This window comes from Streptococcus sp. HMSC076C08 (assembly GCF_001810825.1).
GTDB lineage: Bacteria > Bacillota > Bacilli > Lactobacillales > Streptococcaceae > Streptococcus.
Window position 1 is genome coordinate 17,292 of record NZ_KV802714.1, and the last position, 26,635, is coordinate 43,926.

At 38.5% G+C, this 26,635-nt stretch carries 32 protein-coding genes and 1 pseudogene; 29 read left to right on the forward strand and 4 right to left on the reverse strand.

The features are described 5' to 3' along the window. The 10 genes from HMPREF2766_RS00670 to HMPREF2766_RS00715 all read left to right on the forward strand — a co-directional run. A partial coding sequence (locus tag HMPREF2766_RS00670; protein ID WP_083303856.1) for an SSURE domain-containing protein occupies nucleotides 1-772 on the forward strand: 772 nt, incomplete at its 5' end. 80 nt (nucleotides 773-852) lie between these two features. Further along, complete coding sequence (locus HMPREF2766_RS00675; protein ID WP_033583600.1) at nucleotides 853-1,551, forward strand: response regulator transcription factor; 699 nt, start codon at nucleotides 853-855, stop codon at nucleotides 1,549-1,551. Then, nucleotides 1,548-2,582 (forward strand): sensor histidine kinase, encoded by a 1,035-nt coding sequence (locus HMPREF2766_RS00680; RefSeq protein ID WP_000769387.1) that lies wholly within the window; start codon nucleotides 1,548-1,550, stop codon nucleotides 2,580-2,582. The genes HMPREF2766_RS00675 and HMPREF2766_RS00680 overlap by 4 nt, the downstream gene beginning before the upstream one ends. Before the next feature lie 201 nt (nucleotides 2,583-2,783). Continuing rightward, nucleotides 2,784-3,395 carry a 30S ribosomal protein S4 gene (rpsD, locus tag HMPREF2766_RS00685; RefSeq protein WP_000092756.1) on the forward strand — a complete coding sequence of 204 codons (612 nt, stop codon included), beginning with the start codon at nucleotides 2,784-2,786 and terminating at the stop codon, nucleotides 3,393-3,395. 610 nt (nucleotides 3,396-4,005) lie between these two features. Beyond that, nucleotides 4,006-4,188, forward strand: a complete 183-nt coding sequence (locus tag HMPREF2766_RS00690) for a hypothetical protein (protein ID WP_000780387.1) — start codon at nucleotides 4,006-4,008, stop codon at nucleotides 4,186-4,188. A gap of 75 nt (nucleotides 4,189-4,263) precedes the next feature. After that, entirely contained in the window at nucleotides 4,264-4,479 is a 216-nt protein-coding gene (locus HMPREF2766_RS00695) for a hypothetical protein (RefSeq protein WP_000043341.1), read from the forward strand. Nucleotides 4,480-4,551: 72 nt separating this feature from the next. After that, entirely contained in the window at nucleotides 4,552-4,779 is a 228-nt protein-coding gene (locus tag HMPREF2766_RS00700) for a hypothetical protein (RefSeq protein ID WP_009013763.1), read from the forward strand. A gap of 113 nt (nucleotides 4,780-4,892) precedes the next feature. Beyond that, nucleotides 4,893-5,180 (forward strand): hypothetical protein, encoded by a 288-nt coding sequence (locus tag HMPREF2766_RS00705; RefSeq protein WP_000542381.1) that lies wholly within the window; start codon nucleotides 4,893-4,895, stop codon nucleotides 5,178-5,180. Further along, a complete protein-coding gene (locus HMPREF2766_RS00710; RefSeq protein WP_000177340.1) occupies nucleotides 5,181-5,372 on the forward strand; it encodes a hypothetical protein in 192 nt (63 codons plus the stop codon). 66 nt (nucleotides 5,373-5,438) lie between these two features. Beyond that, nucleotides 5,439-5,651, forward strand: coding sequence for a hypothetical protein (locus HMPREF2766_RS00715; protein WP_000710706.1), 213 nt, complete (start codon nucleotides 5,439-5,441; stop codon nucleotides 5,649-5,651). A gap of 286 nt (nucleotides 5,652-5,937) precedes the next feature. Here the strand turns inward: HMPREF2766_RS00715 and HMPREF2766_RS10320 are convergent, their stop codons facing one another. Beyond that, the gene (locus tag HMPREF2766_RS10320; RefSeq protein ID WP_009013804.1) at nucleotides 5,938-6,123 is read right to left on the reverse strand and encodes a hypothetical protein; all 186 of its coding nucleotides are present in this window, start codon (nucleotides 6,121-6,123) and stop codon (nucleotides 5,938-5,940) included. A 28-nt stretch (nucleotides 6,124-6,151) separates the two neighbouring features. Here HMPREF2766_RS10320 and HMPREF2766_RS00720 point away from each other — a divergent pair, with 28 nt between their 5' ends. The 6 genes and pseudogenes from HMPREF2766_RS00720 to HMPREF2766_RS00740 all read left to right on the forward strand — a co-directional run bounded on the left by HMPREF2766_RS00720 (nucleotide 6,152) and on the right by HMPREF2766_RS00740 (nucleotide 9,466). Then, the gene (locus HMPREF2766_RS00720) at nucleotides 6,152-6,766 is read left to right on the forward strand and encodes a CadD family cadmium resistance transporter (RefSeq protein WP_000250556.1); all 615 of its coding nucleotides are present in this window, start codon (nucleotides 6,152-6,154) and stop codon (nucleotides 6,764-6,766) included. 11 nt (nucleotides 6,767-6,777) lie between these two features. Continuing rightward, nucleotides 6,778-7,116, forward strand: a complete 339-nt coding sequence (gene cadX / locus HMPREF2766_RS00725; RefSeq protein ID WP_000711083.1) for a Cd(II)/Zn(II)-sensing metalloregulatory transcriptional regulator CadX — start codon at nucleotides 6,778-6,780, stop codon at nucleotides 7,114-7,116. 398 nt (nucleotides 7,117-7,514) lie between these two features. Continuing rightward, nucleotides 7,515-7,760: pseudogene (locus tag HMPREF2766_RS09795) on the forward strand (TMEM175 family protein); the annotation flags it as partial. Continuing rightward, nucleotides 7,742-8,083: a hypothetical protein gene (locus tag HMPREF2766_RS00730; protein WP_000397556.1), complete on the forward strand. Its 342-nt coding sequence runs from the start codon at nucleotides 7,742-7,744 to the stop codon at nucleotides 8,081-8,083. The pseudogene HMPREF2766_RS09795 and the gene HMPREF2766_RS00730, both read left to right, overlap by 19 nt. Before the next feature lie 13 nt (nucleotides 8,084-8,096). Beyond that, nucleotides 8,097-8,420, forward strand: a complete 324-nt coding sequence (locus tag HMPREF2766_RS00735; RefSeq protein ID WP_001253404.1) for a potassium channel family protein — start codon at nucleotides 8,097-8,099, stop codon at nucleotides 8,418-8,420. After that, nucleotides 8,417-9,466 (forward strand): DUF389 domain-containing protein, encoded by a 1,050-nt coding sequence (locus HMPREF2766_RS00740; protein ID WP_000126416.1) that lies wholly within the window; start codon nucleotides 8,417-8,419, stop codon nucleotides 9,464-9,466. Before HMPREF2766_RS00735 ends, HMPREF2766_RS00740 begins: the two co-directional genes overlap by 4 nt. A gap of 448 nt (nucleotides 9,467-9,914) precedes the next feature. On the opposite strand, the gene rpmG is transcribed toward HMPREF2766_RS00740, so the two are convergent. Together rpmG and rpmF are read right to left on the reverse strand one after the other, a co-directional pair. Continuing rightward, nucleotides 9,915-10,064 (reverse strand): 50S ribosomal protein L33, encoded by a 150-nt coding sequence (gene rpmG, locus HMPREF2766_RS00745; protein WP_001265622.1) that lies wholly within the window; start codon nucleotides 10,062-10,064, stop codon nucleotides 9,915-9,917. A 15-nt stretch (nucleotides 10,065-10,079) separates the two neighbouring features. Then, the gene (gene rpmF / locus HMPREF2766_RS00750; RefSeq protein WP_000290417.1) at nucleotides 10,080-10,262 is read right to left on the reverse strand and encodes a 50S ribosomal protein L32; all 183 of its coding nucleotides are present in this window, start codon (nucleotides 10,260-10,262) and stop codon (nucleotides 10,080-10,082) included. Between the two features lie 220 nt (nucleotides 10,263-10,482). Between rpmF and ilvD the strand changes: the two genes are divergently transcribed. From ilvD to HMPREF2766_RS00780, 6 genes are all read left to right on the forward strand, one after another. Further along, complete coding sequence (gene ilvD, locus HMPREF2766_RS00755; RefSeq protein ID WP_000137380.1) at nucleotides 10,483-12,186, forward strand: dihydroxy-acid dehydratase; 1,704 nt, start codon at nucleotides 10,483-10,485, stop codon at nucleotides 12,184-12,186. Nucleotides 12,187-12,898: 712 nt separating this feature from the next. Continuing rightward, entirely contained in the window at nucleotides 12,899-13,090 is a 192-nt protein-coding gene (locus HMPREF2766_RS00760; protein WP_070567145.1) for a helix-turn-helix domain-containing protein, read from the forward strand. Nucleotides 13,091-13,103: 13 nt separating this feature from the next. Beyond that, on the forward strand, nucleotides 13,104-14,714 hold the full coding sequence (locus HMPREF2766_RS00765) for a DNA cytosine methyltransferase (protein ID WP_070567196.1): 1,611 nt from the start codon (nucleotides 13,104-13,106) through the stop codon (nucleotides 14,712-14,714). A gap of 187 nt (nucleotides 14,715-14,901) precedes the next feature. Next, nucleotides 14,902-15,138, forward strand: a complete 237-nt coding sequence (locus tag HMPREF2766_RS00770; protein WP_070567148.1) for a hypothetical protein — start codon at nucleotides 14,902-14,904, stop codon at nucleotides 15,136-15,138. Between the two features lie 12 nt (nucleotides 15,139-15,150). Further along, nucleotides 15,151-17,448 carry a hypothetical protein gene (locus tag HMPREF2766_RS00775; RefSeq protein ID WP_070567151.1) on the forward strand — a complete coding sequence of 766 codons (2,298 nt, stop codon included), beginning with the start codon at nucleotides 15,151-15,153 and terminating at the stop codon, nucleotides 17,446-17,448. A gap of 11 nt (nucleotides 17,449-17,459) precedes the next feature. Next, nucleotides 17,460-18,224: an ATP-dependent helicase gene (locus HMPREF2766_RS00780; RefSeq protein ID WP_070567162.1), complete on the forward strand. Its 765-nt coding sequence runs from the start codon at nucleotides 17,460-17,462 to the stop codon at nucleotides 18,222-18,224. A gap of 330 nt (nucleotides 18,225-18,554) precedes the next feature. On the opposite strand, the gene HMPREF2766_RS00785 is transcribed toward HMPREF2766_RS00780, so the two are convergent. Further along, nucleotides 18,555-18,896, reverse strand: coding sequence for a metal-sulfur cluster assembly factor (locus tag HMPREF2766_RS00785; RefSeq protein ID WP_001206380.1), 342 nt, complete (start codon nucleotides 18,894-18,896; stop codon nucleotides 18,555-18,557). 123 nt (nucleotides 18,897-19,019) lie between these two features. Here HMPREF2766_RS00785 and HMPREF2766_RS00790 point away from each other — a divergent pair, with 123 nt between their 5' ends. The 7 genes from HMPREF2766_RS00790 (at nucleotide 19,020) to HMPREF2766_RS00820 (ending at nucleotide 26,606) form a co-directional block, all read left to right on the forward strand. Continuing rightward, nucleotides 19,020-19,871 carry a helix-turn-helix domain-containing protein gene (locus HMPREF2766_RS00790; RefSeq protein WP_070567165.1) on the forward strand — a complete coding sequence of 284 codons (852 nt, stop codon included), beginning with the start codon at nucleotides 19,020-19,022 and terminating at the stop codon, nucleotides 19,869-19,871. Between the two features lie 197 nt (nucleotides 19,872-20,068). Continuing rightward, a complete protein-coding gene (locus tag HMPREF2766_RS00795; RefSeq protein ID WP_070567168.1) occupies nucleotides 20,069-21,316 on the forward strand; it encodes an MFS transporter in 1,248 nt (415 codons plus the stop codon). Between the two features lie 77 nt (nucleotides 21,317-21,393). Further along, the gene (gene hisS / locus HMPREF2766_RS00800) at nucleotides 21,394-22,674 is read left to right on the forward strand and encodes a histidine--tRNA ligase (RefSeq protein ID WP_070567169.1); all 1,281 of its coding nucleotides are present in this window, start codon (nucleotides 21,394-21,396) and stop codon (nucleotides 22,672-22,674) included. Between the two features lie 220 nt (nucleotides 22,675-22,894). Beyond that, the gene (locus HMPREF2766_RS00805) at nucleotides 22,895-23,536 is read left to right on the forward strand and encodes a CPBP family intramembrane glutamic endopeptidase (protein WP_000771207.1); all 642 of its coding nucleotides are present in this window, start codon (nucleotides 22,895-22,897) and stop codon (nucleotides 23,534-23,536) included. Between the two features lie 17 nt (nucleotides 23,537-23,553). Further along, complete coding sequence (locus HMPREF2766_RS00810) at nucleotides 23,554-23,772, forward strand: hypothetical protein (RefSeq protein WP_070567171.1); 219 nt, start codon at nucleotides 23,554-23,556, stop codon at nucleotides 23,770-23,772. A 151-nt stretch (nucleotides 23,773-23,923) separates the two neighbouring features. Then, a complete protein-coding gene (gene aspS / locus HMPREF2766_RS00815) occupies nucleotides 23,924-25,687 on the forward strand; it encodes an aspartate--tRNA ligase (RefSeq protein WP_070567172.1) in 1,764 nt (587 codons plus the stop codon). After that, a complete protein-coding gene (locus HMPREF2766_RS00820; protein WP_000806269.1) occupies nucleotides 25,665-26,606 on the forward strand; it encodes a YitT family protein in 942 nt (313 codons plus the stop codon). The genes aspS and HMPREF2766_RS00820 overlap by 23 nt, the downstream gene beginning before the upstream one ends. The last annotated feature ends 29 nt before the right edge of the window (nucleotides 26,607-26,635 follow it).

A 26,635-nucleotide genomic window follows, 5' to 3' on the forward strand; every position in this document is an offset into this window, starting at 1 on the left:
GACTAAAGATTTGACTGTTAATTTGAATGGCTTGACCACACCAAATCAGGTCAAAGAGTCTGTTGTTAACAATGTCAAAGACATGATTGATGTTCCGGCTAGCTACCTTGAAAAAGCAAATGTTCCAGGTCCATTCTTGGCAGGTGTTAACCAAGTTATTCCATACGAAGCTTTTGGTGGAGATGGTATGTTGACTCGCCTCTTGTTAAAAGCCTCAGACAAAGCCCCATGGTCCGACAACGGAACAGCTAAAAATCCTGCTCTATTGCCACTTGAAGGCTTGGCTAAAGGTCAATATTTCTACGAAGTGGATTTGAATGGCAATACGGTTGGCAAAGATGGTCAGGCCTTGCTGGATCAACTTCGAGCTAACGGAACCCATACATACCTAGCTACTGTTAAAGTCTATGGATCTAAAGATGGCAAACCTGATTTGACCAATCTGATTGCTACTCGTCAAGTAACGATTCAACTTCGTGGAAAAGAAATGGCGACAATACCATCTCAACAAGGTCAGATGAATACGAAGCCTTCTGAAACAGGCTCTACAGGTACGACTGAGGGTGTGATGGGTACAAATAACCATATGTCAGATATGAAAGTAGATCAACCAGCTTCTAGCCCAATGGCTAATATGATGAAAAAAGATGATAAAGCGATGCTACCAAATACTGGGGAAGCTAAAACGGCTACAGCAGGCCTTGGTATCTTTGGTCTAGCCTTGGCAGGTCTTGTTGGACTTTTGGGTTTGACAACCAAACGAGAAGATTAAGATTCAAATCATTTAAACATTAGAGAAAATAGTGTTATACTAAAGCAAGTATAACACTGTTTTTATCGAAGGAGTGTCAGATGAAAAAGACAATTTTGCTGGTTGATGATGAAATAGATATTCTAGATATTCAACACCGCTATCTTATACAGGCGGGTTACGACGTTTTGGTCGCCCATGATGGCAAGGAGGGATTAGAGCTTTTCAGAAAAAAATCTATCGACCTCATTATCACAGATATCATGATGCCCAATATGGACGGGTATGATTTTATCAGTGAAGTTCAGTATATCGCTCCGGATCAACCCTTCCTCTTTACAACTGCTAAGACAAGCGAACAGGATAAGATTTATGGATTAAGTTTGGGGGCAGATGATTTTATAGTCAAACCCTTTAGCCCACGCGAATTGGTTTTAAGAGTGAATAATATCTTGCGTCGCCTTAGCCGTGGAGGAGAGACAGAACAGATCGAGTTTGGTGACTTAGTGATCAACCATGTGACTCATGAGGTTCGCATTGGGGAGCAACCTTTGGAATTGACAGTAAAATCCTTTGAACTTCTATGGATATTAGCCAGCAATCCCGAGAGAGTCTTTTCAAAGACGGAACTTTATGAGAAGGTATGGCAAGAGGACTATGTGGATGATACCAATACACTCAATGTTCATATCCATGCTTTGAGGCAAGAGTTGACCAAGTATACGAATTCAAATGCTCCTGCTATCAAAACTGTCTGGGGTTTGGGTTATAAGATGGAAAGACCAAGAGGTAGAACATGAAATTAAAAAACTATATTTTAGTGGGGTATCTAGTGTCGACTCTACTAACGATTTTGGTCGTTTTCTGGGCAGTCCAACGGATGTTGATCGAGAAAAGTGAAGTTTACTTTCTCGTTGGAATGACCTTGATTGCTAGTTTCATTGGCGCTGCAGTGAGCATCTTTCTTTTGTCGCCAGTGTTCTCTTCTCTGAAACATTTGAAAAAACAAGCTCAGGATATAGCAAGCAAGGATTTCAGCACAGAAATTGAAACCAAGGGACCATTAGAATTTCAAGAGCTGGGCCAGGCTTTTAATGACATGTCCCACAATTTGCAAGCCACCTTTCAATCACTTGATGAGAGCGAGCAAGAAAAGAGAATGATGATTGCGCAGCTCTCTCACGATATTAAAACTCCCATTACCTCCATTCAGGTTACTGTGGAGGGAATTCTAGATGGAGTGATTAAGGAAGAGGAGCGACTCCACTACTTAGCCACGATTGGTCGGCAAACCGAGCGTCTAAACAAGCTAGTGGAGGAATTGGATGTTCTGACTCTTAACACCCAACCTCAAGATACTGCTGATGAAGAAGTCGAAGAGGTCTTTTTAGATCAGCTGTTGATTGAGTCAATGAGTGAATTTCAACTCCAGATTGAACAAGAGGAGCGGGATGTTTACATTCAAGTATCACCTGAGTCGGCGAAAATCAAGAGCCATTCTGACAAACTTTCTCGCATTCTGGTCAATTTGTTAAACAATGCCTTTAAATATTCAGAACCAGGAACCAGAATCGAGGTTCTTGCCCAATTAACAGAACAAGAGCTGAGAATCAGTGTGAAAGACGAGGGTCAGGGAATCCTTCCTGAGGATTTGGAAAAGATCTTTAAACGACTTTATCGTGTAGAAACTTCGCGCAATATGAAGACAGGTGGACATGGATTAGGACTTGCGATTGCACGCGAACTAGCCCATCAGCTTGGTGGCGAAATCACAGCAGAAAGTCAATATGGCTTAGGAAGCAAATTTACATTCAGCCTCAATTTGAAATAAAGCTGTAAAATCCCTTTACATATCTAGCTTTTCATGGTATAATAGCCTTTGTGTGAAATAGCAGCAGGAAAGCATGAAGCTCGTCAACAGGTGTCTTATGACAAGTAACCTTGGCTGTTTAGGCGAAGGGCATCTGCACGAATCAGGGCTTTCTAAGTGACTATTTCCGCCAAATATTATTTATATCAGGAGGACATACATATGTCACGTTATACAGGACCATCTTGGAAACAAGCTCGTCGCCTTGGCCTTTCACTTACAGGTACAGGTAAAGAATTGGCACGTCGTAACTACGTACCAGGACAACACGGACCAAACAACCGTTCTAAATTGTCAGAATACGGTTTGCAATTGGCTGAAAAACAAAAACTTCGTTTCACTTACGGTGTAGGTGAAAAACAATTCCGTAACTTGTTCGTACAAGCTACAAAAATCAAAGGCGGAATCCTAGGTTTCAACTTCATGCTTCTTTTGGAACGTCGTTTGGATAACGTTGTTTACCGTCTTGGTCTTGCGACTACTCGTCGTCAAGCTCGTCAATTCGTAAACCACGGTCACATCCTTGTTGACGGAAAACGCGTTGATATCCCATCATACCGTGTAACTCCAGGTCAAGTAATCTCAGTTCGTGAAAAATCATTGAAAGTTCCAGCAATCCTTGAAGCAGTAGAAGCTACTCTTGGACGTCCAGCATTCGTATCATTCGATGCTGAAAAATTGGAAGGTTCATTGACTCGCTTGCCAGAACGCGACGAAATCAACCCAGAAATCAACGAAGCACTTGTCGTTGAATTCTACAACAAGATGCTTTAATTTTAAGAAATATCTTACAGAAAGCCTACAACAGTGGGCTTTTTGCTTTGTCTTAAACCGTTGACTTCTGGGTTTGGGCAGTTATAAACTTTTTAGTGCAGTTTCATAGAACGAAACTGCTTTTTTGGCGTTCATTTTTGAGAGGTAAAAAGAAGCGTGACCCTCCCACAGCTATAGAGCTTTTAGGCGGGAAAACCACACTTCTTTCTTGAATTAATTTTACATCATTTTGACTTAAAAAACAAATAGAGGCGTCCCACCTCCTACCGCAGAAAGATCTGTTTCAAGGGGAGATGGAAAACCTCTATTCGTTAATTTAATTATAGCCTAAAAAACTTTTAAATACAAGGCTATTGAGATAGTAAGGGGGAAAAAAGAAGTAACCATCATTCCGACCACATAGTAGACAGGGGGGAACAAGATTACTTCCTTTATTTACTTAAGTATACAACATTTTTACAAGAAAGCAAAGTAGCAGGTTAGTCTAATGGGGTGCTTGTTGTACTTTAGCAAGTAAGGTGTGCTATAATGCTTTTAACAGGAACTAAAAGCCATTAGTAAATAACTAATATTGGGTCATATTGTTCCGATGTTAGAGAGAAGGAACTTAATGAAATTATGGGAATATGTTGATAAAAATGTTCGCCTTATTTTAGAAGATGGGACCTCCATCAAGGGTAGGGTGGTTGATTGGTTTGACGGTTATGATTTAGATGGTCCTGACGAAATAGTTATAGGTGATCGCTCATATCCTGAAGATATTATCAAGAAAATCAAAATTATTAGTGCTTAGTTCAACCTAGGCGATTTTATCGACTAACTATAAAAAGTATAAGAACTATCGAAAAAATAGCAGAGAGGAAAATAAATGAGTAAACAGCTTTGGAAGTATCTTCGATCAAGGGTTCAGATAGTCACTAATTGCGATAAGATAATCAAGGGACGTGTCATAGACTTTGTTGACGAAATGGACAATGATGAGCAAGATGAAATCACTATTCTCATTGCTAATCCTAGTCCAGATGAAGCTACTGAAATTTCTCTCTTTGAGAGTGAGATTGTCTCGATTAAAACAATCTCATAGGACTTAGAACAATCTAGGTGCTTTTACCTGCCTTATTTGAAAGAAAACACTATGGAAAAGGATTTAGTTTATATGGCAATATTAGATGATTTACAAGAGTTATATGACAATGGTTGGGATGCCTCTTTTGATTATAATGGTCAAGTATGTGGGATTTTTCCTAATTCTGTTCATGATATTGTAGTGGTGATTGGAGATAAGGAATACCAGGTATCATCATTCATTGATCTGATTTCTCTAAAAATTGACGATAACACTTTAGTAGAAATTATGGATGGAATTGAAGTGCAGTATTATTAAAATAAAAATCATCTTTGATGAATGAACTGCACCCCAAAAATTAGATTTTGTCTGTTAAATTTTTGGAACGTAGCTCAATATGCTACAACGTTCTTATTAGGAGGGGAAGGGTAATGGGTTATAGTCAACAAGTATTAGACATGCTCCAGCAAACAGTCAGTGGTCAGATTGATAATTTTTGGGATTTTTCCTTTACGTTTAACGCTCTTTTTGGAGAAGATGCGGAATTTTCCGAGGCTTGGGATAATGAAAACTCTGAAATGTTTGACGCTCTCAATGACTTTGAGTTGATGATATTTTTAGAGGAACATGATCCAAGCGACAAACAAGGTTTTATCGATTTCTTAACACCTTACTACGAAAAAGCAAAGCAATTAGCCAATATTGAAAGGAATATTTAAATGACACTCTGGAAATTTAACCGTACAGATGTAATTATCACGTTAAAAAATGGCGCGGTAGTTAGAGGATTTGTAGAAGACTATTGTGACGCCTCTGACAATGACGAGGAGATTGACTCCTTGCTGGTAGATGTTGATGGAACTCTTTATGAATATTTTGAAGATGAAATCGTCAGCATCATAGAAAGCTAGTAGTGGGAATAGAATCTAAGGAAAAAATCTTGTTTGTTGAGATTGTTTTAGTTGGGATGGTCCTATATGAAAAAGGATGAAATTAAAAAATATTTAGACAAAGATCTTGAATTTAATTATAATAGCCGAGGTGCTTGCTTTTTATCGAGTATATGTGTAGTTGGTTATGATTATGAAGGTCAGCAGTTTGATACAATTGATGAAGCTATGGAAGCTAAAGTATTTGACGGGAAAAGCTTAGTAGATATATGGGATGAAGTTTTTCCACAAGTTTTTTAAAATGAAAAGCACCTTTGATGAACTGCACCCCAAAAGTTAGATTTTTTCTGTCTAACTTTTGGGGTGCAGTTCAAATGTATGAGATATTTTTAGTTTTGATTTAATTTCGATATTTTTCCGGAAAATACTTATTTTTCGGAAAGTCAAGATTTTGTTATTATTTATGATATACTGGTACCGTAATTATATCCTTACAGAGGTTAAGTAAGGGTTTCAGTACACGTCAATAGATGTCAAAATATTGATTTTAAGCGATTTTTGATTTTTGGAAACTCATTATATCGCACTACAAATCAATAAAAACTCTACCTTTTACTCTACCTTTTTTAGATAAATATATCATCTGGATATTGAAGTTAAGCCCTGCTATCATTTCGATGGCAGGGCTTTTTAATGTTTGGGACACTACCTTCTTATCTATATTTTGATGGAGCTGAAGTTGACATCTACAAAGTTTAATGTTAAAATACATTCAAAAATATATTTGAATGAGGTGCTTTATGGTTCAAAATGTTGTTACTTCAATAATCCTGTATTCTGGGACAGCCGTAGACTTACTTATTATCCTAATGTTATTTTTTGCCAAAAGAAAAAGCAGAAAAGACATCATTAACATCTATTTAGGACAATTTCTAGGCTCTGTTAGTCTAATATTGCTAAGTTTACTTTTTGCATTTGTCTTAAATTATATTCCTAGTAAAGAGATTTTAGGTTTGCTCGGTTTGATTCCAATTTTCCTAGGACTCAAAGTTTTGCTTTTAGGAGATTCTGATGGAGAAGCTATTGCAAAAGATGGTTTGCGCAAAGATAATAAAAACCTGATTTTTCTAGTCGCTATGATTACTTTTGCAAGTTGTGGTGCTGACAATATTGGTGTTTTTGTCCCATATTTTATTACCTTAAATTTAGCGAATTTGATAGTGGCTTTACTTACCTTTCTAGTCATGATTTATCTCTTGGTTTTTTCTGCCCAAAAATTGGCACAAGTCCCTTCTGTTGGAGAAACTTTGGAAAAATATAGCAGATGGTTTATTGCCGTTGTTTATTTAGGACTGGGGATGTATATCCTGATTGAAAACAACAGCTTTAACATGCTAAGGACTGTGTTCGGCTAGGAGAAAAAATTATGAAAAAAGATAGTATCTGCCAAGTGAATATTATAAATCAGCAAAATGTTACAACCGCAACGAACTACCTTGAAAAGGAAAAAGTCCAAAAATCACTTCGTATTTTATCAAAGTTTACCGATAATAAACAGATAAATATCATCTTTTATCTCCTTGCTGTTGAAGAACTCTGTGTCTGTGATATAGCCTGTTTACTAAATCTCAGTATGGCATCTGCCTCCCACCATCTTCGTAAACTAGCCAATCAAAACATCTTGGATACTAGAAGAGAGGGGAAAATTATATATTATTTTATAAAAGATGAGGAAATCAAAGACTTTTTTAATCAACTAGGATAACAACTATTTTTACTACTTTATCATGATTATATATAGGACTTATCTATGAAATTTTTTGATAAAAATTACTCACATGAAAGACTACTCGTAGCAAATCTTTAAGAAAAAAGTATAATTTAAAGCAAAGCGACCTAGGTAATGCAGGTCAAGTTAGCCAAGTTTAAAAGGGAGAAATCTGAAAGAAAATGTATCTTTGATAGTAGTCATTTATTGTGAAATATGATATATTTATTGATTAGATGGATGAATATTTCTAAAGTTAAATAAAATATGACAGATACATGCTTTTTAGTGTATCTTGTTTGTACTCAAAATATGAAGTGACTATCCAATATTTAAGATTAATAAATATTATACGATGAGATAGAATACTACAAAATGAAAGGCAACGTAATCTGATGAAGAAAGATAGATTAATTGCATTGACAGATGCTGTTCTAGCAATTATTATGACCATTTTGATTTTAGAGTTAGAAAAACCAACGACACCAAGTCTTCAAGCTTTTTGGGATTTACGGCAAAATTTCTTTGCTTATTTTCTTTCCTTTTTCTGGTTGGGATCGTTATGGATGGCACTAAACACATTATGGGAAAAGGTTGAGAAAATTTCCTCAGAAATTATTTGGTGGAATTTGTTTCTACTCTTGGAGCGGCAGGAGTTCTCTTTGGAGAATTTCATGCCATCCAAGATACCAGTCTGAATGATGTGGTGGACCGGATCTATATAAATGTCAAGGATTTACCGTTTCAGTCCTTGGGAGCTTTAGCTAATATCCTGTCTGATGTTAAGAAGGGACTGATTCAAGACAGTCATATCTGGTCTTTCTTCCAGTCATTTTTCAAACAATATCAGTTGATAATCAGCTTAAATCAGATCTATCAGTTTGTCTATCTTTCTCTGATGGAGATCATGTCCTATCTTCACTTTGATTATTGGAAAAAACGGCTCGGTCAGGAGCTAGTATGAATAAGGAGAACAAATGAGACGTTTAAAAATGTTATGGCATATTATACAGGTTACGGGTTTTACTCGGTTTGCTCTGAGTTTTGTGACCTTTGTTTTTGGGTCAGGAGGCGTGCTTTTCCTAGTTGAACCTGCTATCACAAATTACGGAGACGGTCTTTGGTATGCTTTTGTGACTTCGACGACTGTCGGCTACGGGGATCTCCTAGCTGTGACCTTGATTGGAAGGATTACCAGTGTCTTCTTGACGATTTATGGGCTCATATTTTTTGGCTGTTTATCAGCTGTTATTATTAATTATTATACCGATTTAAATAAGGAAAGAGGAGAGGACAAATGACTGCCAATTATTCAACACGGGAATACCGTGAGAAATTATACGATGACCTTCATGTTCGATTGAGAGATACAGCGATTTTGATGTGTGCAATTTTTATTGCCTCTATCGGTCTAAATATGAATTCAACAGCTGTTATTATTGGAGCCATGTTAATTTCACCTCTCATGACACCGATTGTTGGACTGGGATTCGGTTTAGCTATTTTTGATACGCGTTTAATCAAGCAATCTCTAGAGGTTTTATTGACTCAAGTGTTGGTCAGTTTGCTTGTCTCGACTCTGTATTTCTGGATTTCTCCCTTGTCTTATGCAAGTAGCGAGTTGATCGCACGAACCTCTCCAACCATTTGGGATGTTCTCATTGCTATTGCTGGTGGGATTGCTGGTGTGATCGGTTCAAGGAAAAAAGAAGCAAACAATATCGTGCCAGGAGTAGCCATTGCTACAGCTTTGATGCCGCCTATCTGTACTGCTGGCTATGGTTTAGCTAATGGGAATGTACGATTTTTATTGGGGGCTCTCTATCTTTTCTTGATCAACTGTGTCTTTATCATGCTAGCCAACATTGTTGGAACAAGAATTTTGATGAGAAAATCTCCTTTAACTTCATTTAAAGAGCTGAGCATTAAAATGAGAATTGGCTTGATTTCTTTGATTGTATTGTTGATTCTTCCAGCTAGCTATTCGGCAGTTACTCTGACAATAGAACAAGCGCGCAAAGAAGGGATCAAACAGTTTGTAGGAAAAGAGTTCGCCAATTATACGGTTATTAATCAAGTCTACAAGTCAAGTAACAATGAATTGGTCTTGACGGTTGTTGGAGATCCGATTTCAGAAGAAGAATTAGAAACACTCCACCAAAAACAAGCCTCTTACGGTATTCAATCTGTTCAATTGAAAGTGAATCAAGTTCAGAACTCGCCAACATTAGATAGTGAAGCGACCAAGGAATTTTATGAAAACATTGACAAGTATATTGATCAAAAACTCTCTGAAAAAGATTCACAAAACGATCTCGTAAAAGAAAATGAAGCAGACAAGGATTGAGGACAATGAACTGAATCGGTTTTTACGCCGTGTTTTTCTTGTATCTTCCTCTTTCTTACTTATAGCAGGTTGTTTTTGCTTGAATAAGAAATAAATTAGAAGTTCTATCATCTAAGAAAAATGATGAAAAAAATCATTTAACTAATGGTGTGAACGTTTAGTGTTTATCAGCTCCATTCTCTGTAATTTTGGGGGTAAAATCCACACCATTTAGATAAAATTAGTTGAATTTGATTGGAAAAACGCTTTTATAAAAGCGGAGAAAAGTCTTGATATTACGCTGTTTTTAGTCCAACTGAAATTCATACTTTCCAAACCAGGTCTTAAGAAAAAAGGTAGAGAAAAAGGTAGAGTTTGGATTGAAATACAATGCAATATATCGCATTTGGCAAAAAGAAAAAACGCTTTAAATCAGCGTTTTTCTTATGTATTGATTCGTATTGAACCCCTACTTAACTTCTGTAAACACTACGTGCTTGCGAAGTTTTGGTGAGTATTTCTTCAATTGAAGACGGTCTGGAGTGTTACGTTTGTTTTTAGAAGTAAGGTACAAGCGTTCACCAGATTCTTTGTGTTCAAGTGTGATATTTACGCGCATGGTATCTCCCTTCTATTATTCAGCTGATGCAGCTTTAGCGATTTTACGTCCTTTGTAGTATCCTTTAAGTGATACGCGGTGAGAACGTGAGTAATCTCCAGTAGTTTCGTCAAAGTTTACAGATGGAGCTGTTACTTTGTAGTGTGTACGACGTTTGTTTTTCTTCGCTTTTGAGGTGCGACGTGCAGGTACTGCCATTTTCTTTTCTCCTTTAGGTATTTAAATTCGATTCAATCTAGTGATTTTCATCAACCATACTAGGATAACACATTTTTTTTGTAAAGTAAAGTTACTTGACAAAAAAAGATAAAAAAATTAGAAGCTAGTAATCGAAATTTTCTGAAAATTCAAGAATTTTATTCTGTTCTTCATGCGGAAATTGTGCTATAATGGTAAAAACTGAAATGGGAGGGAACAAATGACAGAATTAGATACACGTCACCGCAGTAGCGTTTATGACAGTATGGTGAAATCACCAAACCGTGCCATGCTTCGTGCCACTGGAATGACAGATAAGGACTTTGAAACACCGATTGTGGGAGTGATTTCAACTTGGGCGGAAAATACACCATGTAACATTCACTTGCATGATTTTGGGAAATTGGCTAAAGAAGGTGTCAAATCTGCGGGCGCTTGGCCTGTTCAGTTTGGAACCATTACCGTAGCAGACGGGATCGCCATGGGAACGCCTGGTATGCGTTTCTCTCTAACATCTCGTGACATCATCGCGGACTCTATTGAGGCTGCGATGGGTGGTCACAACGTGGATGCCTTTGTCGCTATCGGTGGCTGTGACAAGAACATGCCTGGTTCTATGATTGCCATTGCCAATATGGATATTCCAGCTATTTTCGCCTATGGTGGTACTATTGCACCGGGAAATCTTGATGGCAAAGACATTGACTTGGTTTCTGTCTTTGAGGGTATCGGAAAATGGAACCATGGTGACATGACAGCTGAGGACGTGAAACGTCTCGAATGTAATGCCTGCCCTGGCCCTGGTGGCTGTGGTGGTATGTATACAGCTAATACCATGGCAACTGCTATCGAAGTTCTCGGTATGAGTTTGCCAGGATCTTCATCTCATCCAGCTGAATCAGCTGACAAGAAAGAAGATATCGAAGCAGCAGGACGTGCTGTTGTCAAGATGCTGGAGCTTGGTCTCAAACCATCAGATATCTTGACTCGTGAAGCTTTTGAAGATGCCATCACTGTAACTATGGCTCTCGGTGGTTCTACAAATGCCACTCTTCACTTGCTTGCCATTGCCCATGCGGCTAATGTTGACTTGTCACTTGAGGACTTCAATACGATCCAAGAGCGCGTGCCTCACTTGGCTGACTTGAAACCATCTGGTCAGTATGTCTTTCAAGACCTCTACGAAGTCGGTGGTGTCCCTGCGGTTATGAAATACCTCTTGGCAAATGGTTTCCTTCATGGCGACCGCATCACATGTACTGGTAAGACAGTCGCTGAAAACTTGGCTGACTTTGCAGACCTTACACCAGGCCAAAAAGTCATTATGCCACTTGAAAATCCAAAACGTGCAGACGGTCCGCTTATCATCTTGAATGGGAACCTTGCCCCTGATGGTGCGGTTGCTAAAGTATCAGGTGTGAAAGTGCGTCGCCACGTTGGACCAGCTAAGGTCTTTGACTCAGAAGAAGATGCTATCCAGGCTGTTCTGACAGATGAAATCGTTGATGGCGATGTAGTTGTTGTCCGTTTCGTTGGGCCTAAGGGTGGTCCTGGTATGCCTGAGATGCTATCCCTTTCATCCATGATCGTTGGTAAAGGTCAAGGAGACAAGGTTGCCCTCTTGACGGATGGACGCTTCTCTGGTGGTACTTATGGTCTGGTTGTCGGACATATCGCTCCTGAAGCTCAGGATGGTGGACCGATTGCTTACCTCCGTACAGGTGATATCGTTACGGTTGACCAAGATACCAAAGAAATTTCCATGGCCGTATCAGAAGAAGAACTTGAAAAACGCAAGGCAGAAACAACATTGCCACCTCTTTACAGCCGTGGTGTTCTCGGTAAATATGCCCATATCGTATCATCTGCTTCACGCGGAGCCGTGACAGACTTCTGGAATATGGACAAGTCAGGTAAAAAGTAAACTCAAAAAGCAAGCCAAAAATGGGATTTTATTCTTTAAAAGAATAACGGCATAATCGGATTGATTTCCGGCTATGCCGTTTTCCCTTTTGTATTAGGTATATGGACTTCCCTAATGTAGTTCAAATGAATAATAGTTTGCTTTTTGTTCTTGTTCCAGGAACCTTTTTTATTTTCATATCCACTATTTTCGCAACGAAAGTGCGGATGATCTCAGTAGTCTGATCCATGATGTCTATGAAGTTATGCACAATATCAAAAATTAATTCACGTTCAACTGTTGCTCTTGGCAGGTAGTGATAAAAGTTTTGAGTTCAGTCTTACGACTTTCAGGTTGATTCGGTTCTTTTTCAGCTAATTTTGTAAGCAACATTATCTATATAGAGTCATTCTATATGAATATCAAGCTTTTAAATTCCTGCATCCATCAACATGAGCTCCTGTGGCAGTTTTTCGTACAGCGTCTATTCCTCCTTTCCGAGGACCATCTTGCTATTTCCCTCTATAAGATGGGCTTGATAAAACAAAAAATCTGACGTTTTTTGAAAAAAGATTTAGAAAATGAGAAATCCTACTGAATACATTTATCAGTAGTTTTTTGTTTTTAGCCATTTTTAGTAGTTATTAGTAATAAAACACTATATATTGTAATAAAGCTAATTGTTTTTTAGACTAATCTATGATAAAATGATTAGAAATTAAGGAGGTACCCGATGAACAACGAAGAAAAATGGGCATCAATGGAGGAACTTTGTAAGCATCTTGGTCTAAGCAGAGATACTGTAAAAAAGATGATTCACACGCAGAATCTTCCTGCCTATAAAATAGAAAGAAAATGGAAATTTAAGATTAGCGAAGTTGATTCGTGGATTCGAAAAAACAATCGAATTACCGATGCAGAATAACGAGGTATTCAATATGATAAAAACAATTGATTTATTTGCAGGTGCAGGAGGATTAAGTCTTGGATTTCTTATGACCGGAAAATATCAGATTGTTGCTGCTGCGGAAATTAATAAAAATGCACGAGAAACTTATAAGACTAACATTACAAAAGATAATGATAACTTTGAATTTATAGAAAATGTTATTGATTATGATTTTTCAACCCTAAACTCAAGATTTGAAAACTCAATTGATGTTGTAATAGGCGGACCTCCTTGTCAAGGATTTTCAAATGCTAATAGGCAAAAAAATCATTTGATTAGCATGAATAACAGCTTAGTTAAAGAATACTTCAGAGCTATCCGACAAATTCGTCCGAAAGCTTTTGTTATGGAAAATGTTAGCATGCTTGAGTCAGAAACCCACAGATTTTATGAATCCCGCAAAGATAACGATGAAATAGACTCACTTATCGCAAATGGATATGATATCCCAAAAAGAATGGATACATTAGTACTATCAAAAGTTTCGTTTGATGGTATAGATATGTGTAGACTACCTGAGTCCGACTTGAGAGAAATATTTATTCCGAAACAGTTAACACATCTTTTATCTGTATTGCAAAAAAATATCAATAATCCAAGAAGACTGCCAAACTTTCTTTTAAAAAATAAAGCTACAATTGAAAAACTAATTAATTCATATATCTGTAGCGAAGATTTTGCTAATTCAACAGCAAAGCAACAAATAATATCAAAATTAGAAACAATAAAATGTGAGTTAGAGAATAGCCGTCCTGAAAAAGCATCTGAGGAATTGGACTACATAGTCGGTTTACAAAAGCTGATAAAGTCCATTTCAGAAATAACCGAAAACGAATTAATTGGGAATTATGAATATTCCGCTGAAGATGGTTTGCGTTTTATAGTTAATTCATATTCTGTTATTGATTATATTAATGCGATTCTTGGAGACGAATATATTCAAAAAGGTAATGTATTTAATGCCAAATGGTTTGGTGTCCCACAGGAACGTCGAAGGTATATAGTTGTAGGAATAAGACGCGATATATACATAGACAAAGATATTGATTTGATTTTGCCAAATGAAACTATAGCCAATAAAATTCCTACTGTAGGTGAGGCAATTTTAGATCTTTCGAATTATGAGGTTGGCTATAAACTACACTATACTCCAATCCCTTATGTAGAAAAAAAAGGTATAAGTAGCTATGCTCGCTCTATGCGCAAGGGTAGTAAGAGTGTTAAAAACCATATAACAACGAAAAGCACAGATAAAGCATTAGAGCGTTTCAAGAAAATTAAACAAGGAAAGAATTTCCACAGTCTTGGTATTGAAGATAAGGATACATATTCAAAACCCGAAAGGACACAGAACACAATATATTTGAGGCTTGACCCAAATAAACCTAGTGGAACAGTGGTAAATGTTCGTAAATCCATGTGGATACATCCAATACTGGATAGAGCAATAACTGTCAGAGAAGCAGCAAGACTTCAGTCTTTCCCTGATTCCTTCGAGTTTATTGGCACTAAAGATTCCCAATATCAGCAAGTTGGAAACGCCGTGCCACCACTATTAGCCAAAGGAATTGCAGATTTAATCTTTAAATATTTACAATAATTAAACAATAATAAAAAATACCGCGATTTTCACTGAATATTTCGTGGTATTTTTTTATTATTTGCTTTCGTAATAATTATTAATAAATATATTTGTAATATATTTAGAATATATTGCAAATATTGTTGACTATATAAAATATAAATGATATACTTTAGGTAACATACGAAAAATGGAGGTTCCCATTATGGGCAAAAAACAGGAAACTAAACGTGAGAAGTTTATTAGGCTTGCTGAAGCACGTACTAACAAAATAATTGATATGCTACAACTTCTTGGTAACTGCTCGAATTTAAGCACATATGATTACACTCAACAAGATGTTGATAAAATATTTGCTGCAATCGAATCCGAAGTTCGTGAAACTAAGAAAAAATTCAACAAATCAGAGAGCAAAAAAGGTTCTCGTTTTACATTAGATTAAGGAGGAACTTCCATGGTTTTTACTTCAATACCACAAAATTACAGAAATAATGTAGACTGGATCCTAGGCGCATACACTGATGCAGGTGTAACCTTCCCGAATGGTTTTCAAAAGGATGCGATACAGAATGCTGTTGGTGCAAGACCAACAAAAAATTGGAAAAATTGGAGATGTGATATTTCTTTAATTGAAAATGACCGGGGCAGATATGTTGTCGTCGAGGACTCTGGAACCGTGGGTTTGACTGGAAATAATACTCCCGCTGAACAGATTAATGAACTGATGGCAGAAGGTAAAGTTCTACCTCCAGAGGAACGGCTTTCGCGTTTCACCTCAATGTTTAATTCCGGTGGTAATACTACTGGAGGTGGCCTTTTTGGTGCTGGTAAGAGTGTTTACTCTGTTGCTTCTAAAACCTATACTTATTATTATGATTCACTCCGTGAAGATGGAATGTATGTATCAAATGTCAATAAAGGTGGCCAAGTTAATTCTATCGCTTATGAAGGATCTGAAGCCAAAAAATATATTAAAGAGAACACAGGTTTAGACGAGAAGAAAACCGTTGGTACTCGAATCATAATTGAAAAACCAAAAGACGAATTGGTTGAATCCATAACAAGTGGAGAACTCGTTCCACTTATCCAAGAGTCCTGGTGGTTAATTATTGAGCGTTTGCCAGCAGGCTCTGCTATTACTGTAAATAATGTTCCTATTACAGTTCCTGATGATATTAAAAAAACACGACGAGCGTATGAATTGCAAAAACCAGAAAGTTATTCTCAGGGGTATAAAGTCAAGCACTTCGGATTATATGTCTTCGAAGATGGCGGAAATATATGGTCTGGACTCTCTTATTATCGCAAGGGAATGAAAATTGGCGAGATTGACATCAAGGATATTCCTAAAGATGTTGAAGGAAAATTTTGGGGATATGTAGAGGTAGATGAGCTTTGGGAAGATGAACTCTCTGATATTGAGGATAAGGTTCATTTCGGTGTGAGTAAGGGAAAGAAACATACTAATACTTATCAGAATTTGAAGAACTACTGCAATAATAAATTCCACGAAAACATGGTTAAATGGGGATTCATAAAGGATAATAAGACTGAAGATAAAAAACTTAATGATGAATTGCAATCAATCGCAGAAGAACTTCAAGATCTATTTGATAACCTTGAATTTGAAAATCTTGGCACAGGTCCACAAAAGCCTGATTTTGATGTTCGTTGGCAAGATATTCGCTATCCTGTGGCAGAGACAGAAAAAGTTACATCCGGTGATGAAATTGCTTTTTCTGTTAGAATAAAGAATTCCTATACAACAGACAAGAAATTTGATTATAAAATTTTAGTGGTCGACCCTGAAAACCGTTCGGTTCTACATCAGATTGATGCCGGAGAGATAACAGTAAAAGCAAACACAGTACATCGTATGGATAAAATCCATACGGTTACGAAAAAGAATTCAAAGCAATATGCAGAAAATCGTATTGTTCTATCTGTTAAGGTTATTGGTAGTGGTAAAGAAAAGACAAAAGTTCTTCCGTATTTCTTTGACATAGATAAGCCAGATACCTCTCGTGAAACTGTTGGCTTGACACTGCATGAATGTTTGTTCCCTGTCCAAGGCAGTCGTCGTGTAAATTTTGGTGAAGCTGTTCGTAAAGTATGCTGGAAGATTGAGAATAAGCGAAATCACACATTAAATTATCGTTTGAATGTAAGCATCCACAAAGCAAATGCAAGTGATAAAACATGTCCTAAAATAGTTGACGTACTGTCACTTACAGGTATAATTCCTCCATTCGAAGATCAGATTACCCCTTATTTAGATGAGATTGTCTTTGATAAAGACACATACGAACCTTATCTTTCCGAAGGCACATTGGAACTTCGGGCAAGACTGATAGCAAATGAAGACGATCCAATCTATGAAAAGGGCGATAAAATAACTTCTTATCATTTTAAAATTTTCCTAAATATGGATGAAAAGAATGGAAAGAGAGAGTCGTTTAGGATCGAACTTTCCAAATCAAAAAATAATTTTGAGCGCTCGTGGCGAACTCCGGGAAATGATAGAAAAATCACTATAAATATTGAACATCCAGCATACAATAGTGTGGCTGATTATCCGGATTTTCGACATGATTATCTTCGCGAACAAATGTTGAAACAGTATGTTCTGCTCTATCTAGATGAAGGTAAATATGATATATTTGGAGATGGGTTTATTGGTCTTGAGCCACAAGAAGCTGCTGATAAAGTACTTCAGAAAGTGGAAAGTGTTTATTATGAAAGTCTTAAATAAGGGGAGTTTTTATGAAACACGTGGTATCATTGGATAAAGATGGTAATCTAGTATATAAGGGTCTACTTACCGCAAAAGAAATTGCCACTATAGATGAGATTAAAAATGCACTTGAACAAGAAATCCCTCAAATTGAAGCAGATCTAGAGGAGGTATATGGTAAAAGTGTGTTGTACAAATACAATCTGGGTAAATTTCTGGGAGAATTACTAACTAAATATAATATATCTGCTTCTGAACGCAAACAATTTTGGGATGAAATCAAAACATTTGCTACGAAAGAAAATCGTCGCAGAGATGAAAGTAAGAATGCTGAAACCCGTAGTTTCTATGGTCAGTGCTATAGATTGTCGCAATTTGATCAAGAAGTAGTAGAAAAACTTTCTTGGCGCCAATGGCAAGATATTCTTGATAGAGTTCTCAATAGAGAAGATGAAAGAATATTTGAGTGGATTAGAAATAAAAAAGAGAAAATCCGTGAAGATGACTGGCGTGAATTTGAAAAAGGCTTACACCTATATTTGAAAAGCAAGGATACATCGGTTTTTACGAATGATGAGCTGTTTGAAATATACGAATCGATTCTAAATATGAGTCAATATTGGCGTATTGCTTTTGATAAGTTCAAAAAAGATTTTCCCGACAGTGCAAAAATTAAATCCAAAGGACGTAGATCGAAGAAATATCAATCGACTTGTTTCCAACTTAAACGAGAACTACACAAGCCTCTCGATGACAGTATATTTGAAAAAGCATTTGAATTGGCAATGAGATAAATAACAACACAGACCATGCAGGAGCCAAAACTCTTGCATGGCCTTTACTTTATTACTCTTCGATCGTTAGCAGTGTCCTCGGTAAATACGCCCATATCGTATCATCCGCTTCTCGTGGAGCCGTGACAGACTTCTGGAATATGGACAAGTCAGGTAAAAAGTAAACTCATACTCTTCGAAAATCAAATTCAAACCACGTCAACGTCGCCTTGCCGTACTCAAGTACAGCCTGCGGCTAGCTTCCTAGTTTGCTCTTTGATTTTCATTGAGTATCAAAAAGCAAGCCATCCTCGGCTTGCTTCTTTTTATCTTCAAAAGTGATTTGCCTCATTAACGAGGTGGCAGTCCAAGGGCAATACGGCCGTAGCGACTGATTCGTGTGATCTTCCAGGCAGGCGACCAGGTAACTTCAACCTTGACGTCCTCGATACCTTCGATTTGTTTTAGACCTGCGACGATTTCAATAGGCAGGCTTTCGGCGCAATCGCAGGCGGTGTCGGTGAAGGTCATGACAATCTTGCAGAGGCCTGTTTCGTCCAGATTGATTTCATAAATCAGTCCTAGATTGTAAACATCCAATTCCACATCTGTATCAAAAACCTTCTCTAGTTTTTCGATAATTTGGTCTTGCAAGGCCAAAGCACGGTCATTGATTTTGATATCCTCTCTCATTACAGTCCCTCCACGTGATAAATATCCTCTATTTTCTCATAATTCTGACAATTTGGCAAGTTTTTGATGAATTTTCTGAAAAATATGATAAAATGAAGAAAATACTCAATTAAGGGGAAGTCTATGGAGCAGATTGGAAAAGTCTTTAGACAATTACGAGAGTCAAGAAATATCTCGCTGAGACAAGCAACTGGGGGACAATTTTCGCCGTCTATGTTATCCCGATTTGAAACAGGTCAGAGTGAGCTTTCGGTGGAAAAGTTTCTATTTGCACTGGAAAATATATCTGCCAGTGTGGAGGAAATCCTCTTTCTGGCTAGAGGTTGTCACTATGATACAGATTCTGAGTTGAGAAAAGAAATCACAGATATCTTGGATCCAAAGAACATAGCGCCTCTCGAAGACTTGTATCGCAAGGAGTATCAAAAGTATGCCAATTCTCAAAACAAACAGAAACATATTCTAAATGCCATTATGATCAAGTCTTATATGAAGAGCATGGATGAAACGGTAGAGTTAACAAGAGAGGAAGGGGAAGTCCTTCATGATTACCTGTTTTCTACCGAGATTTGGGGGAACTATGAACTCAATTTGTTCTCAGTTAGTTCCCCACTTTTATCTGTTCCTCTTTTTACTAGATATGTACGAGAAATGGTCCGAAAATCTGATTTTCTAATGGAGACGAAGGGCAACCGAAACCTTTTTCATACTATGCTATTGAATGGTTTTTTAGCCAGCATTGAGTGTGAAGAATTTACCAATGCCTATTATTTTAAACGTGTTATCGAAGAGCATTTCTACAAGGAAAACGAGACCTATTTCCGAATTGTCTATTTGTGGGCGGAAGGTCTCCTTGATAGCAAGCAAGGCAGAGTTAAGGAAGGACAAAAAAAGATGGAAGATGCTGTCCGTATTTTTGAGATGCTTGGCTGTAACAAATCTGCCGAATACTATAGAAATACACCCGATTGTTGAATATCTGCAAACTAAGAAAATAATTTGAAATTTTAAGCGATAGAACTTTTGACTACTCTCAGGTCGTTACAAAAGTTCTATCGTTTCTTTGCTCATTTTGTGTGTTGCATATATTCAAAAGTTTTCCCTTTCAATTTCTAAGTGCTATACTATAGTCATACTTCATATAGGGATTATAACAAGAAGGGAGATTACCTATGAAACTATTGTTTAGAAATCAAGCTTATCGACTCTTGACTTTGTCGCGCTTCTTCAATGCCTTTGGTGCTTCGATTTTTAACCTAGTATTTGTCGTTTATGCATCGACCTTGCCACAAGCCTCTTTTGCTGTTGCTACGGCGAATATTGTCATGATTCTTCCGACTCTCTTTACAGTTTTTGTAGGGATTCGGGCAGATTACACAAGGGAAAAGGTCAAATGGATGGTCTATAGCGGTTTGTTTCAGGCGGTTTTATTTTTTCTGGCAGCCCTAGTTGTTCAGCAAGCTAGTCTCTTTGCCTTTTCTAGCCTGTGTTTGATCAATGTCATCAGTGATGTGATCAGTGATTTTGCTGGTGGTTTGCGAATGCCTCTCGTTAAGGAAAAAGTAGCTGAAAAGGATCTGATGGAAGCTTATTCTTTTTCCCAGTTTATCACATATATTTCAGCTATTGGTGGTCAAGCTTTTGGAGTTTGGCTCTTAGGTCTATCGGTCAACAATTTTTCCCTTGTTGCGGGAATCAATGCCTGCTTTTTCCTAGTATCAGCCTTTATTCTCTTTTTAGGAAAAAGCAAATTGAGTCTGTCAATGTCATCTGCTGATGGTGAAAACCTAAAAAATGAGAAGCTTTCTATCAAAGACCAGTTCCTAACAATTTACCGAAATTTACGTCTCGTTTTTCTTAAAGGTGGACAGAAAAACTTTGGTTTCATGATCTTTGCTGTCTTGCTTATTAATGCCTTGGGTGGGGCTTTAGGAAGCATCTATAACATCTTCTTTTTGAGCCATTCTCTCTTGAATTTTTCTTACACAGAGGCACTATTTATCAATCAATTCTGTGTTTTAGTAGCAATCATCATCAGTAGCCTTACGGGCAATGATTATTTTGGGAAGCAGTCCCTGCCTAGATTGATGATGTGGGCGACCGTAGGACTCAGTCTAATTGGTCTAGCTAATGTATTCAATCAAGTCGTGCTTGGTTTGCTATTTCTATTTTTAACTCTCTATGTGTCTGGTAAAGTTCAACCAAAGATTAGTGCCATGCTCATGAAAAATCTAGCCCCAGATGTTCTAGCTCGTACCAGTAATTTTTTAGGTTTATTGTTTACCTTATCCATACCTGTGGGAACAGCTTGTTTTTCACTTCTAGCTGTATGGAATATACAGTTGACTTGGATGTTATTTGTTGGTCTTTCCTTGCTAGCTATTCTTTTGACAATTATTAATCTCAAAAATGATATCTAAATCCTAATTTTATTCATACTGTTTTAATCCCTCTATTTATGGTAAAATAAGACTATTAAGTTTAAAGAGGATTCCCTATGAAATTACAAAAACCAAAAGGAACGCAGGATATTTTACCTGCTGAGTCTGCTAAATGGCAGTACGTTGAGGGCTTTGCCCGTGAAATTTTCAAGCGCTATAACTATGCAGAAGTGCGCACGCCTATTTTTGAGCATTACGAGGTCATCAGCCGCTCTGTCGGAGATACAACGGATATCGTTATCAAGGAAATGTACGATTTTTATGACAAGGGTGACCGCCATATTACCCTCCGTCCAGAAGGAACTGCGCCCGTTGTCCGCTCTTATGTGGAAAATAAACTCTTCGCACCAGAAGTGCAAAAGCCAAGTAAGTTCTATTACATGGGCCCTATGTTCCGTTATGAGCGTCCACAGGCAGGGCGTTTACGCCAATTCCACCAGATTGGTGTTGAGTGTTTTGGCTCTAGCAATCCAGCTACCGATGTGGAAACCATCGCTATGGCAGCTCATTTCTTGAAAGAAATCGGCATCCAAGGTGTCAAATTGCATCTTAACACTCTTGGAAATCCTGAGAGTCGTGCGGCTTACCGTCAAGCCTTGATTGATTATTTGACACCGATCAAGGAGACCTTGTCTAAGGATAGCCAACGTCGTTTGGAGGAAAATCCTCTCCGTGTCTTGGACTCTAAGGAAAAAGAAGACAAGGTGGCAGTAGAAAATGCACCGTCTATCTTGGATTTCCTTGATGAAGAAAGCCAAGCTCATTTTGATGCCGTCCGTCAGATGTTGGAAAATCTGGGTGTAGACTATATCATCGATACCAATATGGTGCGTGGTCTGGACTACTACAACCACACCATTTTCGAATTCATCACTGAGATTGAGGGCAATGATTTGACCGTCTGTGCGGGTGGTCGTTACGATGGTTTGGTTGCCTACTTTGGTGGTCCTGAAACTGCAGGCTTTGGCTTTGGACTTGGTGTAGAGCGCCTGCTTCTCATCCTTGAAAAGCAAGGTGTGACTCTCCCTATCGAAAACGCTCTAGATGTTTATATCGCAGTCTTGGGTGAAGGAGCAAATGTCAAGGCCTTGGAATTGGTACAAGCCCTTCGCCAACAAGGTTTTAAAGCAGAGCGTGATTACCTCAACCGGAAGCTCAAAGCTCAGTTCAAGTCCGCCGATATCTTTGCGGCTAAGACCCTCATCACGCTAGGCGAGAGTGAAGTTGAAAGCGGACAAGTGACGGTCAAAAACAACCAAACACGAGAAGAAGTGCAAGTGTCACTTGATGCTATCAATCAAAATTTCTCAGAAATCTTTGAAAAATTAGGCTTTTAATGACAGATAAACTGGTCAGGAATATATCCTGACTCTCTTTTTCCTAGGATCAACATTGCTTTTGCTTGCTTAAAAATATCTTTATAAAACCATTACTACCGTTTCTATTTTTGCAAGAGGAATTCTCTTATTAGCCCTTTTAGTTGCGACTGTATTCCACATTTTTATCAAGATGATGTGAATAACAATGCTAAGTCTTCATTTCAAATAGGAGTCTTTTATGAAATTACTTAAAAATCTTGGCTGGTTTCTTCTAGCTATTCTATCCTTTTACTTTGGCTATGGTCTGGTTCAGAGTATGGCTTTATCGGCGCTTGACCTAGGGGCTTCAATCTTTGGAGTCTTGCCACTTTATGTCGCCCTGTCAGGGGCCTATGTTTATGGAGTTTACATATGGTATCAGACAGAAAAGGTTAGCATCCAGACAACAGCTTTTAATCGTTATATCTGGTTGCCTACTCTGGTTTTGCTAGTGGCGATTACAGCCCAGTTCTTTTTGCCAGAAGATCCGTCAGTCAATCAACAAATCGTATCACAACTGACAGTTGCTCAGCCTGTCTTTGGTTTCTTTATGGTAGTGGTCTTTGCTCCTCTGACGGAAGAACTCATCTTTAGAGGGATGCTGGCGCGCTATCTCTTTCCTAAGCAGAACAACGGAAAACAGACAGCTCTGTTTCTCCTCGTATCGAGTGTGCTTTTTGCCTTGATTCATTTTCCAGGAACTTTGCAACAGTTTTTAGTTTATGCTAGTCTGGGATTGAGTTTGGGACTGGCTTATGTGAGCCGAAAAGGTCTTCTTTATAGCATTTCTCTCCACGCTTTGAATAATTTAATCGGCTTTTTGATGATACTCATGCTATAATAGAGTCAGGAGGTCACATGAAACGAGTAATTTTATTAGCAGTGATACAGGCGGTCGTTCTCTTCTTTATCATCGGGGCACTTGCCTATGCCTTTAAAGGCGATTTCTTTTACAACTATCTAGTAGTTGTCTTTGCGCCTATTGCAGGTGTCTTGCGTTTTGCTTCGGCTTATGCGACGGAGATTGTTCTACCTAAAAAGGCAGCTGAGATTGCTGAAAAGCGTAAAAAAGGTTAAGAATCATAATCAGAGAATCCGATAATGTTTTCATCGGATTTTTTGTCTGTTCGTTTTGATTTCTAAAGACAATCAAACTTTTCTGATGATTTTCATGAAGAGCTTGCGCTTTTATGGTAAAATAGTAACAGAATAAAAGAGGAGAGAAACAATGAAACGTAGTATGTATGCTGGTCGTGTTCGTGAGGAACATATCGGACAAGAAATGACCTTGAAAGGATGGGTTGGCCGTCGTCGTGACTTGGGTGGTTTGATCTTTATCGACCTTCGTGACCGTGAAGGGATCATGCAGTTGGTTATCAACCCTAAAAAAGTTTCTGCAGAGGTTATGGCAACAGCTGAAAGTCTTCGTAGCGAATTTGTTATCGAGGTGACTGGACAAGTCGCTGCGCGTGAGCAAGCCAATGATAAATTGCCGACTGGTGCGGTTGAGTTGAACGTGACAGCTTTGACAGTGCTGAATACAGCTAAAACAACACCTTTTGAGATTAAAGATGGGATTGAGGCCAATGACGATACACGTTTGCGTTACCGATACCTTGACCTTCGTCGTCCAGAAATGTTGGAAAATCTTAAACTTCGTGCTAAGGTGACTCATTCTATCCGCAACTACTTGGATGAGTTGGAATTTATCGATGTAGAAACACCATTCCTTTCTAAATCAACACCAGAAGGAGCGCGTGACTATTTGGTGCCATCTCGTGTCAATAAAGGGCATTTCTACGCCCTTCCTCAAAGTCCACAAATCACGAAACAGCTCTTGATGAATGCTGGTTTCGACCGCTATTACCAAATCGTTAAATGTTTCCGTGACGAGGACTTGCGTGGTGACCGTCAGCCTGAGTTCACCCAGGTCGACTTAGAAACGTCTTTCCTTACGGAGCAAGAAATCCAAGATATCACAGAAGGCTTGATTGCGCGCGTGATGAAGGAAACAAAAGGAATTGAAGTAACCCTTCCCTTCCCTCGTATGAAGTATGACGATGCTATGGCCCTTTACGGTTCTGACAAGCCAGATACACGTTTTGACATGTTGCTTCAGGACTTGACAGAAGTTGTCAAGGGTGTTGATTTCAAAGTCTTTTCAGAAGCACCTGCCGTTAAAGCCATTGTAGTCAAAGGAGCTGCAGACAACTACTCACGTAAAGACATTGACAAGATGACCGAAGTAGCCAAACAGTACGGTGCCAAAGGTCTTGCTTGGGTCAAGGTAGTTGATGGAGAATTAAACGGACCGGTTGCCAAGTTCTTGACTGGGATCCAAGCAGACTTGACTGCAGCGCTTGGTCTTGAAGACAAGGATTTGGTTCTCTTTGTGGCGGATACGCTTGAAGTGGCGAATGCAACACTAGGTGCCCTTCGTGGCCGTATTGCCAAAGAGCTTGGCTTGATTGATAACGATAAGTTCAACTTCCTTTGGGTGGTTGATTGGCCAATGTTTGAATGGTCTGAAGAAGAAGACCGCTACATGAGTGCCCACCATCCATTTACCCTTCCACAGGAAGAAACAGCTCACGAATTAGAAGGTGATTTGGCTAAGGTTCGTGCCATTGCTTACGATATCGTCTTGAACGGTTATGAGCTTGGTGGTGGTAGCCTTCGTATCAACCAAAAAGACCTTCAAGAACGCATGTTTAAGGCTCTTGGTTTCTCGGCTGAAGAAGCAAATGACCAGTTTGGTTTCCTTCTTGAAGCCATGGACTATGGTTTCCCACCACACGGTGGTTTGGCGATCGGACTTGACCGTTTTGTGATGCTCTTAGCAGGAGAAGAAAATATCCGTGAAGTCATTGCCTTTCCTAAGAACAACAAGGCAACCGACCCAATGACACAAGCTCCATCAACAGTCGCTCTCAAACAACTAGAGGAACTCAGCTTACAAGTAGAAGAAGATGAAACAAGCAAAACAAATTAAGCGGTGCCGCTATTATCTGCGCCGCTTTGCTTATCAGATAAAAATCTTACGAGTTTTACAAAGTATCTCTCGAGAAAAATATGATGAGAAAGTATCGGCCTCTCTGGTTTATGGCTTTTTGTCAGCGGTAGCAGTCAATTTCTTTTTTCAACCAGGGCACGTTTACTCCAGTGGTGCGACGGGTCTGGCACAGATTATCTCTGCTTTGAGTAATCACTGGTTTGGTTTTTATATTCCGATATCGCTAACCTTTTATGCTATCAATTTTCCATTGATGATTTTGGCTTGGTATCAGATTGGGCATAAGTTTACAATCTTTACCTTTATCACAGTATCCATGAGTTCCCTCTTTATCCAGCTTGTGCCAGTTGTGACTTTGACAGAGGATCCCATCATCAATGCCCTTTTTGGGGGAGTTGTCATGGGCTTGGGAATTGGTTTTGCGCTCCGTAACAATATTTCTAGCGGAGGTACAGATATCGTCAGTCTGACCATTCGAAAGAAAACGGGTAAGAATGTCGGTAGTATTTCTTTCCTGGTAAATGGGACCATCATGCTGATAGCAGGTTTGACCTTTGGTTGGAAATACGCCCTTTACTCCATGATTACCATCTTTGTCTCCAGTCGTGTGACAGACGCGGTCTTTACAAAGCAAAAGCGCATGCAGGCCATGATTGTGACCAATAATCCTGACAAGGTAATCGCAAAAATCCATAAAAAATTGCACCGCGGAGCAACCATGATCCACGATGCAGAAGGAACCTATAATCATGAGAGAAAAGCAGTCTTGATTACGGTTATCACGCGAGCAGAGTTTAATGATTTTAAACACATCATGAAACAGGTCGATCCGACAGCCTTTGTCTCTGTATCCGAAAATGTCCACATCCTAGGACGATTCGTAGAAACAGACAATTAATAATACTCAAAAGACCAGCCTTGAGGCTG

Excerpts from the sequence above, each read along its gene's own strand:
- HMPREF2766_RS00790 (WP_070567165.1), top strand. The coding sequence starts at position 19,020 with ATGGAGCAGATTGGAAAAGTCTTTAGACAATTACGAGAGTCAAGAAAT.
- HMPREF2766_RS00795 (WP_070567168.1), top strand. The coding sequence starts at position 20,069 with ATGAAACTATTGTTTAGAAATCAAGCTTATCGACTCTTGACTTTGTCG.
- HMPREF2766_RS00805 (WP_000771207.1), top strand. The coding sequence starts at position 22,895 with ATGAAATTACTTAAAAATCTTGGCTGGTTTCTTCTAGCTATTCTATCC.
- HMPREF2766_RS00780 (WP_070567162.1), top strand. The coding sequence starts at position 17,460 with ATGAAACACGTGGTATCATTGGATAAAGATGGTAATCTAGTATATAAG.
- HMPREF2766_RS00775 (WP_070567151.1), top strand. The coding sequence starts at position 15,151 with ATGGTTTTTACTTCAATACCACAAAATTACAGAAATAATGTAGACTGG.
- HMPREF2766_RS00680 (WP_000769387.1), top strand. The coding sequence starts at position 1,548 with ATGAAATTAAAAAACTATATTTTAGTGGGGTATCTAGTGTCGACTCTA.
- aspS (WP_070567172.1), top strand. The coding sequence starts at position 23,924 with ATGAAACGTAGTATGTATGCTGGTCGTGTTCGTGAGGAACATATCGGA.
- HMPREF2766_RS10320 (WP_009013804.1), bottom strand. The coding sequence starts at position 6,123 with ATGTATTTTAACATTAAACTTTGTAGATGTCAACTTCAGCTCCATCAA.
- ilvD (WP_000137380.1), top strand. The coding sequence starts at position 10,483 with ATGACAGAATTAGATACACGTCACCGCAGTAGCGTTTATGACAGTATG.
- hisS (WP_070567169.1), top strand. The coding sequence starts at position 21,394 with ATGAAATTACAAAAACCAAAAGGAACGCAGGATATTTTACCTGCTGAG.
- HMPREF2766_RS00740 (WP_000126416.1), top strand. The coding sequence starts at position 8,417 with ATGACTGCCAATTATTCAACACGGGAATACCGTGAGAAATTATACGAT.
- HMPREF2766_RS00820 (WP_000806269.1), top strand. The coding sequence starts at position 25,665 with ATGAAACAAGCAAAACAAATTAAGCGGTGCCGCTATTATCTGCGCCGC.
- rpmF (WP_000290417.1), bottom strand. The coding sequence starts at position 10,262 with ATGGCAGTACCTGCACGTCGCACCTCAAAAGCGAAGAAAAACAAACGT.
- HMPREF2766_RS00700 (WP_009013763.1), top strand. The coding sequence starts at position 4,552 with ATGGCAATATTAGATGATTTACAAGAGTTATATGACAATGGTTGGGAT.
- HMPREF2766_RS00735 (WP_001253404.1), top strand. The coding sequence starts at position 8,097 with ATGAGACGTTTAAAAATGTTATGGCATATTATACAGGTTACGGGTTTT.
- HMPREF2766_RS00690 (WP_000780387.1), top strand. The coding sequence starts at position 4,006 with ATGAAATTATGGGAATATGTTGATAAAAATGTTCGCCTTATTTTAGAA.
- HMPREF2766_RS00710 (WP_000177340.1), top strand. The coding sequence starts at position 5,181 with ATGACACTCTGGAAATTTAACCGTACAGATGTAATTATCACGTTAAAA.
- HMPREF2766_RS00675 (WP_033583600.1), top strand. The coding sequence starts at position 853 with ATGAAAAAGACAATTTTGCTGGTTGATGATGAAATAGATATTCTAGAT.
- HMPREF2766_RS00705 (WP_000542381.1), top strand. The coding sequence starts at position 4,893 with ATGGGTTATAGTCAACAAGTATTAGACATGCTCCAGCAAACAGTCAGT.
- rpsD (WP_000092756.1), top strand. The coding sequence starts at position 2,784 with ATGTCACGTTATACAGGACCATCTTGGAAACAAGCTCGTCGCCTTGGC.
- HMPREF2766_RS00765 (WP_070567196.1), top strand. The coding sequence starts at position 13,104 with ATGATAAAAACAATTGATTTATTTGCAGGTGCAGGAGGATTAAGTCTT.
- HMPREF2766_RS00810 (WP_070567171.1), top strand. The coding sequence starts at position 23,554 with ATGAAACGAGTAATTTTATTAGCAGTGATACAGGCGGTCGTTCTCTTC.
- rpmG (WP_001265622.1), bottom strand. The coding sequence starts at position 10,064 with ATGCGCGTAAATATCACACTTGAACACAAAGAATCTGGTGAACGCTTG.
- HMPREF2766_RS00695 (WP_000043341.1), top strand. The coding sequence starts at position 4,264 with ATGAGTAAACAGCTTTGGAAGTATCTTCGATCAAGGGTTCAGATAGTC.
- HMPREF2766_RS00785 (WP_001206380.1), bottom strand. The coding sequence starts at position 18,896 with ATGAGAGAGGATATCAAAATCAATGACCGTGCTTTGGCCTTGCAAGAC.
- HMPREF2766_RS00715 (WP_000710706.1), top strand. The coding sequence starts at position 5,439 with ATGAAAAAGGATGAAATTAAAAAATATTTAGACAAAGATCTTGAATTT.
- HMPREF2766_RS00720 (WP_000250556.1), top strand. The coding sequence starts at position 6,152 with ATGGTTCAAAATGTTGTTACTTCAATAATCCTGTATTCTGGGACAGCC.
- cadX (WP_000711083.1), top strand. The coding sequence starts at position 6,778 with ATGAAAAAAGATAGTATCTGCCAAGTGAATATTATAAATCAGCAAAAT.
- HMPREF2766_RS00770 (WP_070567148.1), top strand. The coding sequence starts at position 14,902 with ATGGGCAAAAAACAGGAAACTAAACGTGAGAAGTTTATTAGGCTTGCT.
- HMPREF2766_RS00760 (WP_070567145.1), top strand. The coding sequence starts at position 12,899 with ATGAACAACGAAGAAAAATGGGCATCAATGGAGGAACTTTGTAAGCAT.